This window comes from Cohnella cellulosilytica (assembly GCF_042431195.1).
GTDB lineage: Bacteria > Bacillota > Bacilli > Paenibacillales > Paenibacillaceae > Cohnella > Cohnella cellulosilytica.
Map to the genome: position 1 here is coordinate 372,784 of NZ_JBHMDN010000079.1, position 15,432 is coordinate 388,215.

12 protein-coding genes are annotated in these 15,432 nt (G+C 59.1%); 4 read left to right on the forward strand and 8 right to left on the reverse strand.

Going from position 1 to position 15,432, the window contains the following annotated elements; genetic code table 11:
• Window positions 1-137 precede the first annotated feature (137 nt).
• On the forward strand, window positions 138-1,382 hold the full coding sequence (locus tag ACFFT4_RS34940; protein WP_378054452.1) for an IS110 family RNA-guided transposase: 1,245 nt from the start codon (window positions 138-140) through the stop codon (window positions 1,380-1,382).
• A gap of 168 nt (window positions 1,383-1,550) precedes the next feature.
• Here ACFFT4_RS34940 and ACFFT4_RS34945 read toward each other — a convergent pair whose 3' ends face one another.
• Window positions 1,551-3,182: a response regulator gene (locus ACFFT4_RS34945; protein ID WP_378054454.1), complete on the reverse strand. Its 1,632-nt coding sequence runs from the start codon at window positions 3,180-3,182 to the stop codon at window positions 1,551-1,553.
• A complete protein-coding gene (locus ACFFT4_RS34950; protein WP_378054456.1) occupies window positions 3,151-5,034 on the reverse strand; it encodes a cache domain-containing sensor histidine kinase in 1,884 nt (627 codons plus the stop codon). Before ACFFT4_RS34950 ends, ACFFT4_RS34945 begins: the two co-directional genes overlap by 32 nt.
• Window positions 5,035-5,327: 293 nt before the next feature.
• Between ACFFT4_RS34950 and ACFFT4_RS34955 the strand changes: the two genes are divergently transcribed.
• Genes ACFFT4_RS34955 through ACFFT4_RS34965 form a run of 3 tightly spaced genes read left to right on the forward strand, consistent with a single transcriptional unit; the run spans window position 5,328 to window position 7,741 of the window.
• Entirely contained in the window at window positions 5,328-6,152 is an 825-nt protein-coding gene (locus ACFFT4_RS34955; RefSeq protein WP_378054458.1) for an ABC transporter ATP-binding protein, read from the forward strand.
• A complete protein-coding gene (locus ACFFT4_RS34960; protein WP_378054460.1) occupies window positions 6,149-6,952 on the forward strand; it encodes an ABC transporter permease in 804 nt (267 codons plus the stop codon). The genes ACFFT4_RS34955 and ACFFT4_RS34960 overlap by 4 nt, the downstream gene beginning before the upstream one ends.
• Before the next feature lie 6 nt (window positions 6,953-6,958).
• Entirely contained in the window at window positions 6,959-7,741 is a 783-nt protein-coding gene (locus ACFFT4_RS34965; protein WP_378054462.1) for an ABC transporter permease, read from the forward strand.
• 90 nt (window positions 7,742-7,831) lie between these two features.
• On the opposite strand, the gene ACFFT4_RS34970 is transcribed toward ACFFT4_RS34965, so the two are convergent.
• From ACFFT4_RS34970 to ACFFT4_RS34995, 6 genes are all read right to left on the reverse strand, one after another.
• The gene (locus ACFFT4_RS34970; RefSeq protein ID WP_378054464.1) at window positions 7,832-10,018 is read right to left on the reverse strand and encodes an ATP-dependent helicase; all 2,187 of its coding nucleotides are present in this window, start codon (window positions 10,016-10,018) and stop codon (window positions 7,832-7,834) included.
• Entirely contained in the window at window positions 10,005-11,741 is a 1,737-nt protein-coding gene (locus tag ACFFT4_RS34975) for a proline--tRNA ligase (protein ID WP_378054466.1), read from the reverse strand. The genes ACFFT4_RS34970 and ACFFT4_RS34975 overlap by 14 nt, the downstream gene beginning before the upstream one ends.
• A gap of 322 nt (window positions 11,742-12,063) precedes the next feature.
• Complete coding sequence (mobB, locus tag ACFFT4_RS34980) at window positions 12,064-12,573, reverse strand: molybdopterin-guanine dinucleotide biosynthesis protein B (protein ID WP_378054468.1); 510 nt, start codon at window positions 12,571-12,573, stop codon at window positions 12,064-12,066.
• Window positions 12,574-12,594: 21 nt separating this feature from the next.
• Complete coding sequence (locus ACFFT4_RS34985) at window positions 12,595-13,857, reverse strand: molybdopterin molybdotransferase MoeA (protein ID WP_378054470.1); 1,263 nt, start codon at window positions 13,855-13,857, stop codon at window positions 12,595-12,597.
• A gap of 8 nt (window positions 13,858-13,865) precedes the next feature.
• Window positions 13,866-14,498, reverse strand: coding sequence for a molybdenum cofactor guanylyltransferase (gene mobA, locus ACFFT4_RS34990; protein ID WP_378054472.1), 633 nt, complete (start codon window positions 14,496-14,498; stop codon window positions 13,866-13,868).
• A gap of 685 nt (window positions 14,499-15,183) precedes the next feature.
• Window positions 15,184-15,432 (reverse strand): transposase (locus ACFFT4_RS34995; RefSeq protein WP_378054474.1); only part of this gene is annotated, 249 nt, incomplete at its 5' end.

The window sequence follows — 15,432 nt, forward strand, 5'->3', positions numbered from 1 at the left end:
GCCCGGCTTTAGCAGATCCGGGGCAGCTCATGGACCGAAACGTGTTCTTATAGGCGAGGGTGATTGATCTGCGCGTGCGCCGGAGGCATCCCGGAGCGTCCATTCCCTGAATCCCCTAGAGAGAGGAGGAATTCTACTTGAAACTATTTGTCGGTATTGACGTCAGTTCGCAAGAACTGGAAGCGTGTTTTATGAATCCTGACGGTGACAAGCTTGAAACGCTTACCGTAAAGAACAATCTCGAAGGCGCTTCTTATCTGAGAGACCGTATCGTTGCTTTAGCGGACAAGCATTCATCTTCCGAGATTCACATTGGTCTTGAAGCGACTTCGGTCTACAGCTGGCATCCCGCCATGTATATGCACGAGGATCCAGCACTTAAAGAACGCAAGGCCAAAGTCTTTACGATTAACCCAAAGCTCGTGAGCAAGTTCAGAGAAGCTTACTCCGATATTGACAAGACCGACCGCCTCGACGCTTGGGTCATCGCGGACCGCCTTCGCTTCGGCAGGCTGACGACTACTATCGTCATGCAGGAACAGTATGTCGCGCTCCAGCGCCTAACTCGGATGCGATTTCACCTGATCCACAACCTGACGCGTGAGAAGCAGTACTTCCTGCAGAACTTGTTCTACAAGTGCAACGCCTTTACCACCGAAGTCGAGAGCTCCGTGTTCGGTCATGCCCTCATGGAGATGCTCTCCGAGAAGTACAGCCTCGATGACATCGCAACCATGGAGATCGCCGACTTGGCGGACTATCTTAGGGACAAGGGACGCAATCGCTTCCCTGACCCCGAGAACGTCGCGCGTTGCATCCAGAAGGCGGCCAGAGCTTCCTACCGCCTTTCCAAGGTCGTCGAGGATTCCATTGATCTTGTGCTCGGCACGTCGATCCAAGCGATCCGAAGCATTCAAACCCAGCTCAAGGATTTGGACAAGGCCATTGAGCGTATCTTGGATGGCATACACGGCGCTAAGTGCTTACGTTCGGTTCCTGGCATTGACCGGGTGTATGCCGCCGGCATTCTGGCCGAGATCGGCGACATCGACCGCTTCAGCGACCAAGCCGCTGTGGCCAAGTATGCTGGCCTTACATGGCGCAAGCACCAGTCCGGTCCGTTTGAAGCAGAAGACACCAAACGCATTAAATCCGGCAACCGATTCCTTCGCTATTACCTTGTTGAAGCTGCCAACTCGGTGAAAAATCGCGATGAAGAATTCGGCGAGTATTACCGGAAGAAATTCAAAGAAGTACCGAAGCACCAACACAAACGCGCCCTCGTCTTAACGGCAAGAAAACTTGTGCGTCTGGTCGATGTGCTGCTACGCAACGGCCAACTCTACACGCCTCGAAGGAAGGTGACAGCTGCGAAGGATTAACGCCTCCTTTGCTAAAGTCCTTCATGAATTCCCAGTAAAAATCTGGTTTTTAACTTGATTTTTGACTGGGTTTGATTTGATGCGCCCATTTTCCATGACTGATCAGCTCTACAGCCAAGAAAATTTCCAATTCAATCGAATTAGGGACTTGACATCATACCGCTGGACTCATCTCTCTTGATTCGTCCATGCCGGCTTATCCGTCCCGGACTTGCTTTGCTGCCGCTCGCGGTACTCCGACGGCAGCATCCCCGTGTACTTGCTGAATACGCGGGTGAAATACCGGCGTTCCGCGTAGCCGACCATCTGCCCGACCTGCGTCACGCTCTTGTCGCTCAGCGCGAGCAGCGACCGGGCCATCTCCATCCTTTGCTTGGTGACGTATTCGACGAACGTCTCGCCGAAATGCTGCTTGAACAGCAAGCTGAAATAGCTGCCGCTGATGCCCAAATATTCGGCCAGAATGTCGATACTCAGCTCCGCGGACAGATTGCGCTCGATGTAGTCTTTGGCGGACAGCATCAGCACGTCGCTCGTCTTTTTTTTCATCACGCTTTCGATCGACTGGTCGACGAGCCGATTAACGACCAGCAGCGTCTCGCGGATGCCCTGGTGCCGGTCGATCTGCCGCCAAATTTCCGTCTCCTCGTCCCGCGTCATCACCTCCATCTCCCGCATCTCCCGCAGCAGATGAATGCACAAATAATGGACGATCGGAGCGACCCGTTCGAACGAATTTTCCGGCAGCGAACGGAAGCTCTCGTTCAGCTCCTTCAGCGCGGTCTCGGTGCGGCGTCTGTCGCAGCGCTTCAGTCCCGTCACCATCTCCTCGATCGTGTCCCACAGCTGCTGCGACGTATCGAAGCTGCCGCGCGCCCTCTCCGAGACGATGACGCCTTCGTAGGCCGCAGGGGACAAATACAGCGATCTCTGCAAACTTTTGTACGTCTTGGACAGCTGTCTCAGCGTCACCTCCGCCGGATGAAGCGCGACGCGGATGCGCAGCTTCAGATAACTCCATACGGCCTGGCGCAGCGCCTCCGCCCAGGCCAAACCTTGCTCGCGCTCGAACAGATCCGGCGCGGAACGCTCGATCAGCACGCTCCACTCTCCGCTGCGCACCTGGATTACCGAGTACGAGACGCCGAACGCCGCCAAATTTTCCTGCAAAATATTGTTGATCGCGAAGTTCCACAGCTTCCGTTCCTTGTCGTCCCAGAACCGCTCCCGTTTGGAATAGTCCGCGACGTCGACGAGCATCATGGCGAACGCCAGATGCTCCTCCTGCAGCTCCCCGAGCTTAAAGAGCGGTCCTCCCGCCGAACCGTCCAGATCGGCGATCCGGTCGTACAGCGCCTTCTCGTAGACGAGATGGAGCATCTGCTTCCATTCCTGCTGCAGCGAGCTGCGTTCCAGACTCCTCTCGCGCACGGCGTCGGCCAATCTGCGGATCGTCTCGGCAAGCTCCTCGTAATCGATCGGCTTCAGGATGTAATCCTTCACCTCGTACCGGATGACCGAGCGAACGTAGCTGAAATCCTGGTAGCCGGTCATCATAATGACCTCCGCGTCCGGATCGAACCGACGGAGCTCGCCCAGAAACTCGATCCCGTCCATGACCGGCATGCGGATATCGCACAGGATGAGCTGCGGCCGCTGCTCGCGGGCCAGCTCCAGCGCCTGCTCCCCGTTGCGGGCCGCGCCGATCAGCTCGATATTCAGCTCCTCCCACGGAATGACGGCCTGGAGATTTTTCAGAATGTTGACCTCATCGTCGATCAGCAGCGCTTTCAGTTTCATTGGCGTCCCTCCCCGCCTCCAGAGGTATCAGACATTTGATCGTTGTGCCGCAGCCCGGCGCGCTGCACAGCATCAGGCCGTAACGGCCGCCGTAATGGATGCGCAGCCGGTCCGCGACGTTGCCGATCCCGAGGCCGCGGCGTTCGCCGGTCTCCGGGGATTCCGCGTACATTTCCTGCAGCGTCGTAAGTCCTCTCGCGGCGAAGCGCGCAAGCTGCTCCTCCGGTATGCCGATTCCGTTGTCCTCGATGTAGAAGGCGACATGGCGACCCTCCAGCGCGGCTCTAATCTCGATTTTTCCCAAATAATCGATGCCCTCGAACCCGTGCTGAATGCTGTTCTCGACAAGCGGCTGCAGCGTCAGCTTCAAGATCGTGCTGCCCATCAGTTCCTGCGGAACCTCGATGGAATATTCGAACAGCTCCTCGAACCGATACTTCTGAATTTCCAGATAACTCATCAAATGCTCGAGCTCCTGCTCGATCGTAATCTCTTCCTTCTGCTGAATGCTGATGCGGAAAATATTCGCCAGCCGCTGCACCATTTTGCTCACCTTGCGCCCCTCGTTCTGCACCGCCAAAATATTGATCGATTCCAGCGCGTTAAACAGGAAGTGCGGCTTGATCTGCGCCTGGAGCAGCATCATTTCCGCCTTGCGCTTGCGCGACTGCTCCTGCTTGACGTCGTCGAGCAGCTCCGACACTCTCGTAACGAGTCTGTTAAACCCCTTGGACAGCGTTGTCGTCTCGTCGTTGCCGACGACCGGCACCCGCGTGGACAAATCGCCTCTCTCTACCTGCCTCATCGCCCGGACGACGCGAACGATCAACGTCACCATCCGCCGGACGAAAATGAGATTAAACGCCAACGCCAGCGCGAGCGAGATCGACGTAATGACGACCGTCCAGCGCAGCACGATCGCCATGTCCCCGGACAGATACTGCCAGGAGGTCACCATCACCAGCTTCCAGTCGCCGACGCCGAGCCGTTGAAGCTGCAAATCCTGAACCGACACGAGGCTCTTGCGCTCGTCGAACGTCAGCGTCTTGCTCTGCGTCGCGAGGCTGTCCATGTCAAGGCTCTCTTCCGTGTCCGCGTAATCGGAAATCCGGCGGCCCTCCGGGCTTTTCTCGCTGTCGAAAACAATGTTTCCGTTGCCGGCCACGATCAGGAAACGCCGATCGATTTTGCCCTGACTATTGTAAAAGGAAAAAATTTTGCTCAACTCGTTCATCTGGAACCGCGTGACGAGCACGCCTTTGCTCTTTAACGTTTCGATATCCAGCAGCACGCGAATTTGCGTAAACAAATTGTTTTCCCCGGTCAGCGTCGTATCCTCGTTCGGGCCGACCCATACCGGCGCGCCGTTCTTCCGCAATACTTCCTGGTAGATCGGATGGTTCTCCAAATCCTCTCTCGCGACGGGAGTGTCCTTGGACGAGAAATTCACGGTCACCTGCTCGTTGTCGTTGCGGTACAGCGTAACCGAATTGATTCCCGGATAGGTCAGCAGGACGCGCTGCCGCAGCTTTTCCTTCTCCAGCAGCTGGTAATAGGAATCCGAGCTTCGGGAAGATTCGCCGGAGGCCGGCTCGCCTCCCGGGTCGTCGATCGACTGCTCGACCACCTCCACGCTGTCCTCCATCGTCACCCAGAAGTCCGAGAAGTAGTTGGCTTCCTTGATCATGTTGTTGATGTTGCGGCCGATGGCCTTAAGCGTAAGCTCCGTCTGCTCCGCGTATTTCTCCTCCGTCACCCTCTGCGACACCAAATACGAGACGCTTCCCAGCACGAACAACGGAACGAGGATAAAAGCGATAAAAGCGGCGAAAATCCGTTTGCTCAAACTCATCTTTCGATGTCCGTCCTCTCGGGTAAGTTGATCTCATTATAGCAGGAGGAGCGGCCGTCAGGGCGTGTCTGCATACTCCGAGGACAGCAGATAGACACGCCCTGGGCCCGAACGGCTCGAAAGTCGCGCTCATCCTCATTATAAAAAAAAGCGCTGCGGCCTATAAGACGCCATTCTCACAATCGGGGGATAAAAATAAACAGTCGGGCAAAATAAAAACGCTTGACAGCGCTTCCGGGACAGTGGTAGTATCTTCTTCCTTTCGCTTTTAATCCACACAGGAGGACAAAACCTTGATTACCGTTAGCGGAATCAGCAAGAGCTTTAAGGTGGCCCGCAGGCCGGCGGGCTTCGGAAACGCGTTTAAGGCGCTGTTTCGGAGGGAGTATACGGAAGTGGCCGCGCTGAACGACATTTCGTTCTCGATCGGCCCCGGGGAAATCGTCGGCTACATCGGGCCGAACGGGGCCGGCAAGTCGACGACGATCAAAGTGATGAGCGGCATTCTCGTTCCGGACAGCGGCACGTGCAGCATTATGGACTACACGCCCTGGATCGACCGGGTCAAGTACGTGCGCAACATCGGCGTCGTGTTCGGCCAGCGCTCGCAGCTCTGGTGGGACGTTCCGGTCATCGATTCGTTCGAGCTGCTGCGCGACATCTACGACGTGACGGAGAAGGAATACCGCAGCAACCTGGACCTGCTTACGGAGACGCTGGATCTCGAGGAGCTGCTGAAGACCCCGGTGCGGCAGCTCAGTCTCGGCCAGCGCATGCGCTGCGAGATCGCCGCTTCCCTGCTGCACGGCCCCGGCATTCTGTTCCTCGACGAGCCGACGATCGGCCTCGACGCCGTATCGAAAATCGCGGTCAGGCGGTTCATCTCCACGATCAACAAGGAAAAAGGCGTTACCGTCATTCTGACCACGCACGATATGAGCGACATCGAAGCGCTGGCGCGGCGAATCCTGTTGATTGGCAAAGGAAAGCTGCTCTATGACGGGGATCTGGACGCCATGCGCGAGAAGTACGGAGCGGCGGAAGGCGGGGACAAGGGCGGAGGCTCGGCGATCGAAGAAGCGCTCGTCAATATGTACAAGGAGTACGAGATTTCATGAGGGCTTACTTCTCCGTCTTCCGTCTGAAGCTCGCCATGGGCTTTCAGTATCGCTCCGCCGCCCTGGCCGGCATCGCGACGCAATTTTTCTGGGGCTTCATCATCCTTATGGTGTACCAGGCTTTCTACAGCCAGCCGCTGGCCGATCCTCCGATCTCGCTGACGCAGATCGTCACCTATATTTGGCTGCAGCAGGCTTTTCTCTCCTTTATCGCGCTTTGGTTTCGCGATAACGAGCTGTTCCAATTGATCACGACGGGCAACATCGCTTACGAGCTCTGCCGGCCGAGCGGGCTGTACGGCTTATGGTACGCCAAGCTGCTCGCGCAGCGCCTGTCCAGCGCCGCCCTTCGCTGCTTCCCGATCCTCGTGATCGCCCTTCTGCTGCCGTCGCCGTACCGGCTCGTGCTTCCGCATACTCCGGCGACCGCTCTGCTGTTTCTGCTCGCGCTTATTCTCGGTCTGTTTATCCTGGTCGCCATCTCCATGCTGATCTATATTTCCACGTTTATTACGATGTCCTCCGCCGGCTCACTGCTCATGTTCGGAGTCGCCGGAGAATTTCTCGCCGGCATGATCGTCCCCGTGCCGCTGATGCCTGCGTGGCTGCAGTCGATCGTCTATGCGCTCCCGTTTCGGCTGGCGGCCGATTTTCCGTTCCGCGTTTACTCGGGGCATATTTCGACGAACGAGGCTCTGGCGACGCTTCCGATCCAGCTGCTGTGGCTGGCGGCGCTCGTGCTGATCGGCCGCTTCGCGATGGGCAAGGCGCTAAGACGAGTCGTCATCCAAGGAGGTTAGCCCGGCATGAGACTGTTCGGCAAATATTTGCTCATTTTGTTCAAATCCCAGATGCAGTACCGGACCTCGTTCTGGCTGCTGTCGTTCGGGCAATTTTTTATCCCGTTCTCCGTGTTCGCGGGACTGTATATTTTGTTCGAACGCTTCGGGCAAATCCGGGGCTGGACGTTTTTCGAGGTTGCGCTCGTGTTCGGCGTCATCCATATGGCGTTCGCCATTGCCGAATGCCTGGCGCGGGGCTTCGACATGTTCTCCACCCTCATTGTCAACGGCGACTTTGACCGGCTGCTCGTACGCCCCCGCAGCACCGTGCTCCAGGTGCTCGGCTCGAAGTTCGAATTTACCCGCTTCGGCCGGCTGCTGCAAAGCCTGGTCGTGCTGGCGTGGGCGATCAGCCGCGTGGAGACGGACTGGACGTTCATGAAGGGCGTTACATTGCTGTTCATGATCGCCAGCGGCGTTATGATCTTCACCGGCATCTTCATCGTGATCGCGACGATGTGCTTCTGGACGGTGCAGGGGCTGGAGGTGGGCAACATTCTTACGGACGGCGGCCGCGAGATGACACAGTACCCGCTTAACATTTATAACAAGTGGGTGACCCGCTTCTTTACTTACGTCATTCCGTTCGGGCTCGTCAACTACGTGCCGCTTCAATACATTCTCGGCCGAACGGAAGGAAGCGGCGTACCGTACATGCTCGCTCCGCTGGCCGGCTGTCTGTTCATCGTTCCCTGCCTGATGCTCTGGAACTTCGGCGTCCGAAGATACCGGTCCACGGGGTCGTAAGGGCGGTGGGGGTGGCGCCGCCAGGCCCAAAAAAGTGCCTCTCCCCGTTCGCGCCTACAGCCGGCTGCAAGGACCTTGCAGCCGGCGCGCTCATTCCGGCGATGCCATCGGCTCCAGAAGTCCCATCTGCACGCAAATGTTGGCGGACAGCCGCTTCGTCTCTTCGCGAAACCGGACATCCATGCTGTCCCCGAGCGTCAGAATAATCTCCCCGTCGCCGAAGACGGCATGCCGGACCTTCGCTCCGACGACGAGCCGCGCGGGATCGCGAATCGCGTTCGGATTCGCCCGGACGACCGGCGGCGCTTTCGCGCCTTCTTCGACTGCCAAGCGAGGCGCCGCGGGCTGAAGCCGGCGAACGTCGTCGACGAAGCGGGACAACCGGACCGGCTCCCCTTCCTTGCTCGCGTACGAGAGCAATTCAAGGCGCCGTTTCGCCCTCGTCATGCCCACGTAAAACAGCCGCGCCGCCTCCTCCATATCTCCGGCGTCCCCCTTCTCCCATTTGCGCACGTCGTCGGCCGAAGGCAGCACGCCCTCGATCAAGTCGACGATGTAGACGCGGGAGAACTCCAGCCCTTTGGCGCTATGCAGCGTAGAAAGGGTAACCGCTCCGTCCTGCTTCGCGCCTCTCGATTGTCTCATTCGTCCTTCAAGAAACTTCAGCCTGGCCGCGAACTGCTCCATCGTCTCCAGCGGCTCGGCAATTTCCTCCAATGCGCTCAGAATGCCGAGCAGCGTCTCCTTGCGGTAGCCCATCCGCTCGCACGACTTGTCGATCGCCTTGTCGTAGCCGAGTCTGCCGCGGATGATGCGGATCGCCGCCAGCGGCGGAGCTCCTTGCATGCCGCGAAACGCCTGCTGGCACGCCGCCAGCGCTTTCCCCTGGTAATCTCGGAGCGGAATGTGCTTGACCAGGCGATCGAACACCGAATCGTCCGGGTCCTCCTTCAGCTCCAGCAGCTGCTCCATCTGCTTTCTGGAAATATAGCCGCCGAACTTCAAATGAATTTTCTCCAGAATGTCCGCCCGCCGGTCGTTATACGTCAAGCGCATAAAGTTCAGCACGTCCTCCACGACCCAGTGGGAGAAAAAGCGCGCATCCCCGTCCTTCATGTAAAAAGGGATGCCCGCCCGCTCCAGGGCGTTCATAAGCAGAATGGAGGAGCTGTTGTTCCGGTACAGGATTGCGGCGTCGCCCGGCTCGCCCTCGTCGACGATTTTCTCGATCGCGTATTTCGCCTGATAGCGATAGTCCGGCAGCACCGTAATCGCGATCGGGTCCCCGGACGGATTGCCCGTAAACATGTTTTTGTCGTAGCGTTCGCGGTTGCGCTTGATAAACCGGTTCGCGACGTCGACGATGGTCGAGGTCGAACGATAGTTTTGCTCCAGCAGCATAACGACCGCCTGCGGATGCTTCTCCTTAAAGCCCAGCAAATACTCGGGTTCGGCGGCGCGCCAGTTGTAGATGCTCTGATCGTCGTCGGCGACGACCCACAGATTGCCGTGCTTGCGGACAAGCTTCTCCACGATCTCGTGCTGCACGAGCGACGTATCCTGGCTCTCGTCCGTCATTGCGTAATCGAACCGGCTTTGATACTTCGCGAGCAGGGCGGGCTCCGCGCTTAGCGCCGCGTCGGCCTCCGTCAGCATGTCGTCGAAGTCGATCAGCAGGCCGTCCTCGGCCGTACGCTTATAATGCTCGTACTCCCGGTAGATCGTCTCCGCCTTCGGAACGTCGCATTTCACCGACGGCAGCCGCTCCGGCGGGATCAGCTTGTTTTTCACGAAGCCGATGTACCTCGTCAGCTCCTCCATCCGGTCGTCCGGGGGATAATCGCCGTTAGCCCGGCGGTACAGCTCGCGAAGGATTTTCGACTTGTTCGGCCGTCCGTCGTCCTCTTCGCCGCTTCGTCCTTCAATGATTCGATAAGAAATGCCGCGCCTGCGAAAATGCTCCCTGACGATCTCGAACGCCAGACTATGGATGGTGGAAAAGTCGGGAGCGCCCGCGGCCAGCGCCGGTAACAGCTTGGAGAACCGCGCCTTCATATCCTCCGCCGACGCTTTGCTGAACGTCACCGCCTTGATCCGCGCTGCCGGGACTTTCTTCACTTCCATTAAATAAGCGATCCGCAGCAGCATCGTTGTCGTTTTCCCCGATCCCGGAGAAGCGAGCAGCAGGAGCGGACCGTCGATGTGGGACGCCGCCCGGCGCTGCTGCTCGTTCAGGGCGACCCCGGCCTCTCTCGCCATTCGTTCAAAGAAATTCATCGGTTATCTCCTGGTTCCGTATGCTGGCGAAAACTAACTTAAAGGCTTCTTCGACGGTTAACGCCATGCTGTCGGGACGGTCCCGAAGTTTCAGTTCGACCTCGCCGGCAGCGGCCCGTTTGCCAACAACGATACGAATCGGAATGCCGATGAGATCGGAATCCTTGAACTTCACGCCGGCCCGTTCGTCGCGATCGTCGAGCAGCGCGTCGATTCCGGCGGCCGGGAAACGTTCGTAGAGGCTTTTGGCCAACTCTCTCTGGGCATCGTCCTGCATCGAGACCGGCACGATATGGACGCGGAAGGGCGCGATGGCCGCCGGCCAGACGATGCCCGCCTCGTCATGATGCTGTTCGACGGCGGCCGCCAGCATGCGGGACACGCCGATGCCGTAGCAGCCCATCGTCAGCGGCCGATTTCGGCCTTCCTTGTCCAAGTAGGTCGCATTCAGCGGTTCGCTGTATTTCGTTCCGAGCTTGAACACATGGCCGACCTCTATCCCTCTATGGAAGCGGTATGTCCCCTCTTCGCATCTGGGACAACCTTCTCCTTCCGCAGCGTTGCGGAAATCGCCCGTCTCTTCGACGGAAAAGTCTCTGCCCGACTTCGCTCCGCGCACATGATAATCGCGCTCGTTCGCCCCGGCGATCCAGCCTTCTCCGTCCGCGATCTCCCGATCGACGTAAATCGGCACGTTCAGCCCGACCGGACCGGCAAAGCCAGTCGGCGCTCCGGTCACCCGCGCCACGGCGTCCGCGCCCGCGACCGTCAGCTCCGCCGCCCGCAAGCGAGCCCGAAGCTTCGTCTCGTTCACCTCGCGGTCTCCGCGGACCAGGACGGCAACGATCGCGCCGTCCGCCTCGTAGATCATCGTCTTGAGCAAAGCGGAAGACAGCTCATTCAAAAACATCGCCAACTCTTCGATCGTCCTTACATTCGGAGTGTAAATTCGCTCCGGCGTCGGTTTACTCCCGTTCTTCGTCTTCCCGGCTTCCGCTGCTCTTCCGGCCTCCGCCTTCTCCAGATTCGCCGCGTAGCCGCAATGCGAACAGGAGACGATCGTATCCTCGCCGATGTCGGAGAGCGCCACGAACTCATGCGTGCCTCCCTCTCCGCCGATCGTTCCGGCATCCGCCTCCACCGCTCGTACGTTTAGACCGCCTCGGGAAAAAATGTGTTCATATGCCGCATACATGGCTGCGTAGCTTTGATCCAGTCCCGCGGGATCGGCGTCGAAGGAATAGGCGTCTTTCATGACAAATTCCCGGCCTCTCATCAGACCGAAGCGCGGACGCCTCTCGTCCCGGAATTTTGTCTGAATCTGATAGACCGTCGCCGGCAGCTTGCGATAGGAATGAATCTCTTCGCGGGCAAGCGACGTGACGACCTCTTCATGCGTCGGCCCGAGCGCGAATTCCCGGCCGTGACGGTCGCTTAGCCGCATCAGTTCCGGACCGTAAGCGGAATAACGCCCCGATGCCTGCCACAGCTCGGCAGGCTGCATCGCCGGCATCAGCAGCTCCTGCGCGCCTGCCCGGTCCATTTCTTCCCGAACGATGCCTTCCAGCCTGCGCAGCACCCTGCGGCCCAGCGGCAAATACGCGTACACGCCCGCCGCTAGTTGCCGGATGAACCCGGCCCGCAGCAGCAGCCGATGGCTGACCGCGTCGGCTTCCGCCGGCGCTTCCCGGTACGTTTGGGCAAACAATCGGCTTTGTCTCATCGTTTTACGCCCCCCTTCAAAATAAAAAACGCACTCGTCAAGGGACGAATGCGTTCGCGGTACCACCCTGATTCGAATGCCGTCCGCTCGCGCGTTCGGGCATTCCTTGACCGGATAACGGGATTTTCCCGGCAGCGGATACTTCGAATTCACCGCTGCAGCTCGCAGGGCGGGAAGATTGCGGACCGTCGGGAAGCCTTGCAGCCTGGAGCTCCCTCTCTGCGCGACGGCGGGCCGAATCTCGTGTCCCTGGTCTAAGCCGTTGATGACCTATAGATCAACCTGATATTCTCGATAATTTACACTATTCCTTCGAGACTTGTCAATTCCAAGCGGCTCGGAGAAAAGCAAGAAGGGGGCCGAACGAGCCGGGATCCGGATGAAGGAACGCCGGAATTCCCCGTGCGGCCGCCTGCTTCTCCACCGCCGGAAGCGGCTTGCGGAGCGCGATCGCGACGATGTTGGACAGCTGCAGCAGGTCGGCGTCCCCTTCCTCCCGGATCAGCGCAACCTTCGGATAAGGCGCGGACTTGAAGCCTTCGACGATCAGGTCGTCGAGCTCGCGCAGCGCCATCTGCGCGACAAGCTCCTCCACGGGCGTTGTCCGCTCCTCCACCCAGGCGGTTCGCTCCGACGAGACAATCGCCGTCGCCGACGAACCGGCCTGCCGATGCTTCCACGTATCCGTGCCCGGCGGCTCCGGCTCGAAGCGATGGGCATCGTGCTTAAGCGTCCCGACCTTGCGGCCTTCGGCGGCAAGGGTCCGAATCAGCTCGCACGCCAGCGTCGTTTTGCCCGAATCTTTATAGCCGACGATTTGAATGATGCGCATCGCGGTCCGTTCCTTTCCCGGCTATCGCCTTATGTTCCACGCCTTCACGGGATGGCCCCGCTTCAGCCCTTCCTTGAGCGGAGGAATTTCGATCAGGCAATCCGCTCCGACGATCGTCGTCATCAGGCTGGATTTATCGTCTCCGGTCGGCGTTACCCAGACTTGTCCGTCCCGGATCGCAGTGCTGGCCCGGATATAACGGCGATAGGCGTTTACTTTCGGAAAATCTTCGCCCAGACAGGCCGTAAACTCAAGATGAGTCGGCCCGTCCATGCCGAGCATACGGTGCAGCGCCGGAACGGCAAACAGATGAAAGCCGACGAAGCACGCGCCCGGATTGCCGGACAGCGCAAGCACCAGCTTCTCCCCGAAGAGCGCGGCGGACGTCGGGCTGCCCGGCCTCATCGCGATTTTGTTGAACAGCAGCTTCGCGTCCGGCTGGGCGAGAATATCGACCATCACGTCGAAATCTCCGACCGATACGCCGCCGGACGTGAGCAGCAGATCGCAGTCGGACAGCGCTCCGCGCACAAGCCGGCCGGCCGCTTCCGCGTCGTCGGGAACCTTGCCGAGCAAGATCGGCTCGGCGCCGAGCTCCCTGACGAGCGCCGCCAGCATCGGCGCATTGCTGTTGCGGATTTTCGCGGGGGCAAGCGGCTCGTCCACCTCCAGCAGCTCGCTTCCGGTGGACAGAATCGCCACGCGCGGGCGGCGCGTTACGGCGACGCGGGCGCAGCCGCAAGCGGCGAGCACCGCGCTCTCTCCCGCTCCGATCCGCCTGCCGGCAGGCAGCAGCCGCTCGCCTTCGCGAATTTCGCTGCCGATTTCGGAAATGTTGACGCCCGGCGCAACAGCCTTTCCGATCCGCACGCAAGGAAGATCGTCCCGCTCTTCAGCCGCGACCATCTCCAGCATCACAACGGCATCGGCTCCTTCCGGCACCATCCCTCCGGTCATAATCCGGGACGCTTGTCCGGGACCCAGCGAATGCTTCGGCGCCTTGCCCCCGGGCAAGCACTCCAGCACGGTCAGCTCCACCGGGCTGCCGGGCGCGGCTTGAAGCAGGTCCGCCGTTCGCACGGCGTAACCGTCCATACCGGATCGGCGAAACGGCGGGAACGGATGCGGCGCAATGAGCGCCTCCGCCAAATGCCTGTCCCACGCCTCGTACAGACCAACCGTCTCCGCTCCGAGAGCCCGGACACTGTTCACGATCGCTTGCTGCGCTTCTTCCGGCTGGATCGCCTTGCGGCGGAACCGTTCGGAACTTTCTGTCTGCTGCATGATGGACGCTAACTCCTTTGCTGCGTATGCTCCGCCCAACGGGCGTTTTCCTCGGCGAGCCGCTCGGGCGTATCGATATCGTCGGCCAAGGCGAGCGAAAACCCGGCAGCCTGCAATTCGTCCTGTCCGATCGCGCCAAGCTCCAGTCGGTCCAGCCAATCGCGCAGCCGACGCTTCCCCGCCCTCAGCAGTTCCTCCGCAATCGCACCCGTCTCCTGGCGATAGACCGCGTGAAGAGGCTGCAGCCGTCCGCCGATCAGCGGAATCGCCGCCTGCGCCCGATCCAGCCGGCCGAGCAAATACGTCGCCGCATCGGCGCTCGGATAAGGCTGGTCGCAGCCAAGCAGCCACACATGCGGAGACGCGGCGGCTTGAAAGCCAGCATGGACGCCGGCAAGCGGCCCCTCTCCCGGATAGACGTCAGGTACGACGCGGACGGAAGGCATCAACACCCGTAACTGTTCGGCGAATTGCGGGTCGTTGGCCACAACGACGATGTCCGCCGATATTCGGGAAGCTTCGCGCAGCTGCCGCGAGATGAGCGTCTCCTGTCCAAGCGTCAGCAGCGCTTTATTGCGCCCGCCCATCCGCCTGCCTTCGCCTCCCGCCAGTATAACCGTCGTTACTTCCGTTTGCTTCATCTTCTGTTCCACCGCCGCCCTGCCGATCTTCGAAACGAAACAACCGTTTCTCTCATTGTAGCCCTCTATCGATTGCCGAGGCAAGCCGCTTGGACGCTCTGCATTCTACGATTCCGTGACTCTTTCCAACTCTCGTCCGCCCTTCCTCGGCCCATCTTCCCTTCTCCCCCTCGCTGAACGCATCAGCCGCCATTCGACGTTTTCTCTCCTTTTCGCCGCCAACCGCAAAAAAACGATGACCGCCCCATTCGCATACATAACTCGCAGAAATCGCCCCCCTTACTCATCCAACCCTCTTTACAGCCCGGCAGGCACATTCGGGCAGATGCATGCTTTTAACGGCCTGACAGACCGTTACGCAAGCCCATTCGAGCAGATGCCTGCTTTTAGCGGTCTGGGAGAAGCCGTCGATTAACTGTGGCTAAACACAACGCCTTCTCTCCCACTCGGTAATTTTGCGAGTTCATGTGGGACAGGAGGCGTTTTTTGACGTGCTTGCTGCAGCTATTGTAACTTGTGATTTGCAAAAATTAGTTTATTCGTGCACGTCGAACAAACCCCTCTCTAGGGGCTAGTAAGCGCCGTATCGTATATTTCAGATTGACGACGATGGCCGCCAGCCTTGTTTTTATGGTCAGCGTCTCCATACTTCTGGTCCTCACTTCGCCAAGCCCACAGTCTTGCTTTATTCCTTATTCTTTGACTCTATGCGAGCGCGAAGCTTATGCTCGGCTACGCCCCACGTACTTGCATTGTAGACTCTGGCTTGCTCGTAGTGGGACTGGTATTGGCTGCGAAAAACGCTTCTCCCGTTCCCGCTTGCCGTGCATTCGGATTTGAGCACACAAGAATTGCACAGCGCCTTCGGAAAGCGATACTGCCACCCTTCGTTTGCTCTGCTGTAATGCCTCTTTACAGTCGACTGGCCACTCGG

What these genes read in the sequence shown, in the direction of transcription:
- ACFFT4_RS34985 (WP_378054470.1), bottom strand. Translation starts at nt 13,857, where the DNA reads ATGCAGCAGACAGAAAGTTCCGAACGGTTCCGCCGCAAGGCGATCCAG.
- ACFFT4_RS34960 (WP_378054460.1), top strand. Translation starts at nt 6,149, where the DNA reads ATGAGGGCTTACTTCTCCGTCTTCCGTCTGAAGCTCGCCATGGGCTTT.
- mobB (WP_378054468.1), bottom strand. Translation starts at nt 12,573, where the DNA reads ATGCGCATCATTCAAATCGTCGGCTATAAAGATTCGGGCAAAACGACG.
- ACFFT4_RS34950 (WP_378054456.1), bottom strand. Translation starts at nt 5,034, where the DNA reads ATGAGTTTGAGCAAACGGATTTTCGCCGCTTTTATCGCTTTTATCCTC.
- ACFFT4_RS34970 (WP_378054464.1), bottom strand. Translation starts at nt 10,018, where the DNA reads ATGAATTTCTTTGAACGAATGGCGAGAGAGGCCGGGGTCGCCCTGAAC.
- ACFFT4_RS34945 (WP_378054454.1), bottom strand. Translation starts at nt 3,182, where the DNA reads ATGAAACTGAAAGCGCTGCTGATCGACGATGAGGTCAACATTCTGAAA.
- ACFFT4_RS34965 (WP_378054462.1), top strand. Translation starts at nt 6,959, where the DNA reads ATGAGACTGTTCGGCAAATATTTGCTCATTTTGTTCAAATCCCAGATG.
- mobA (WP_378054472.1), bottom strand. Translation starts at nt 14,498, where the DNA reads ATGAAGCAAACGGAAGTAACGACGGTTATACTGGCGGGAGGCGAAGGC.
- ACFFT4_RS34975 (WP_378054466.1), bottom strand. Translation starts at nt 11,741, where the DNA reads ATGAGACAAAGCCGATTGTTTGCCCAAACGTACCGGGAAGCGCCGGCG.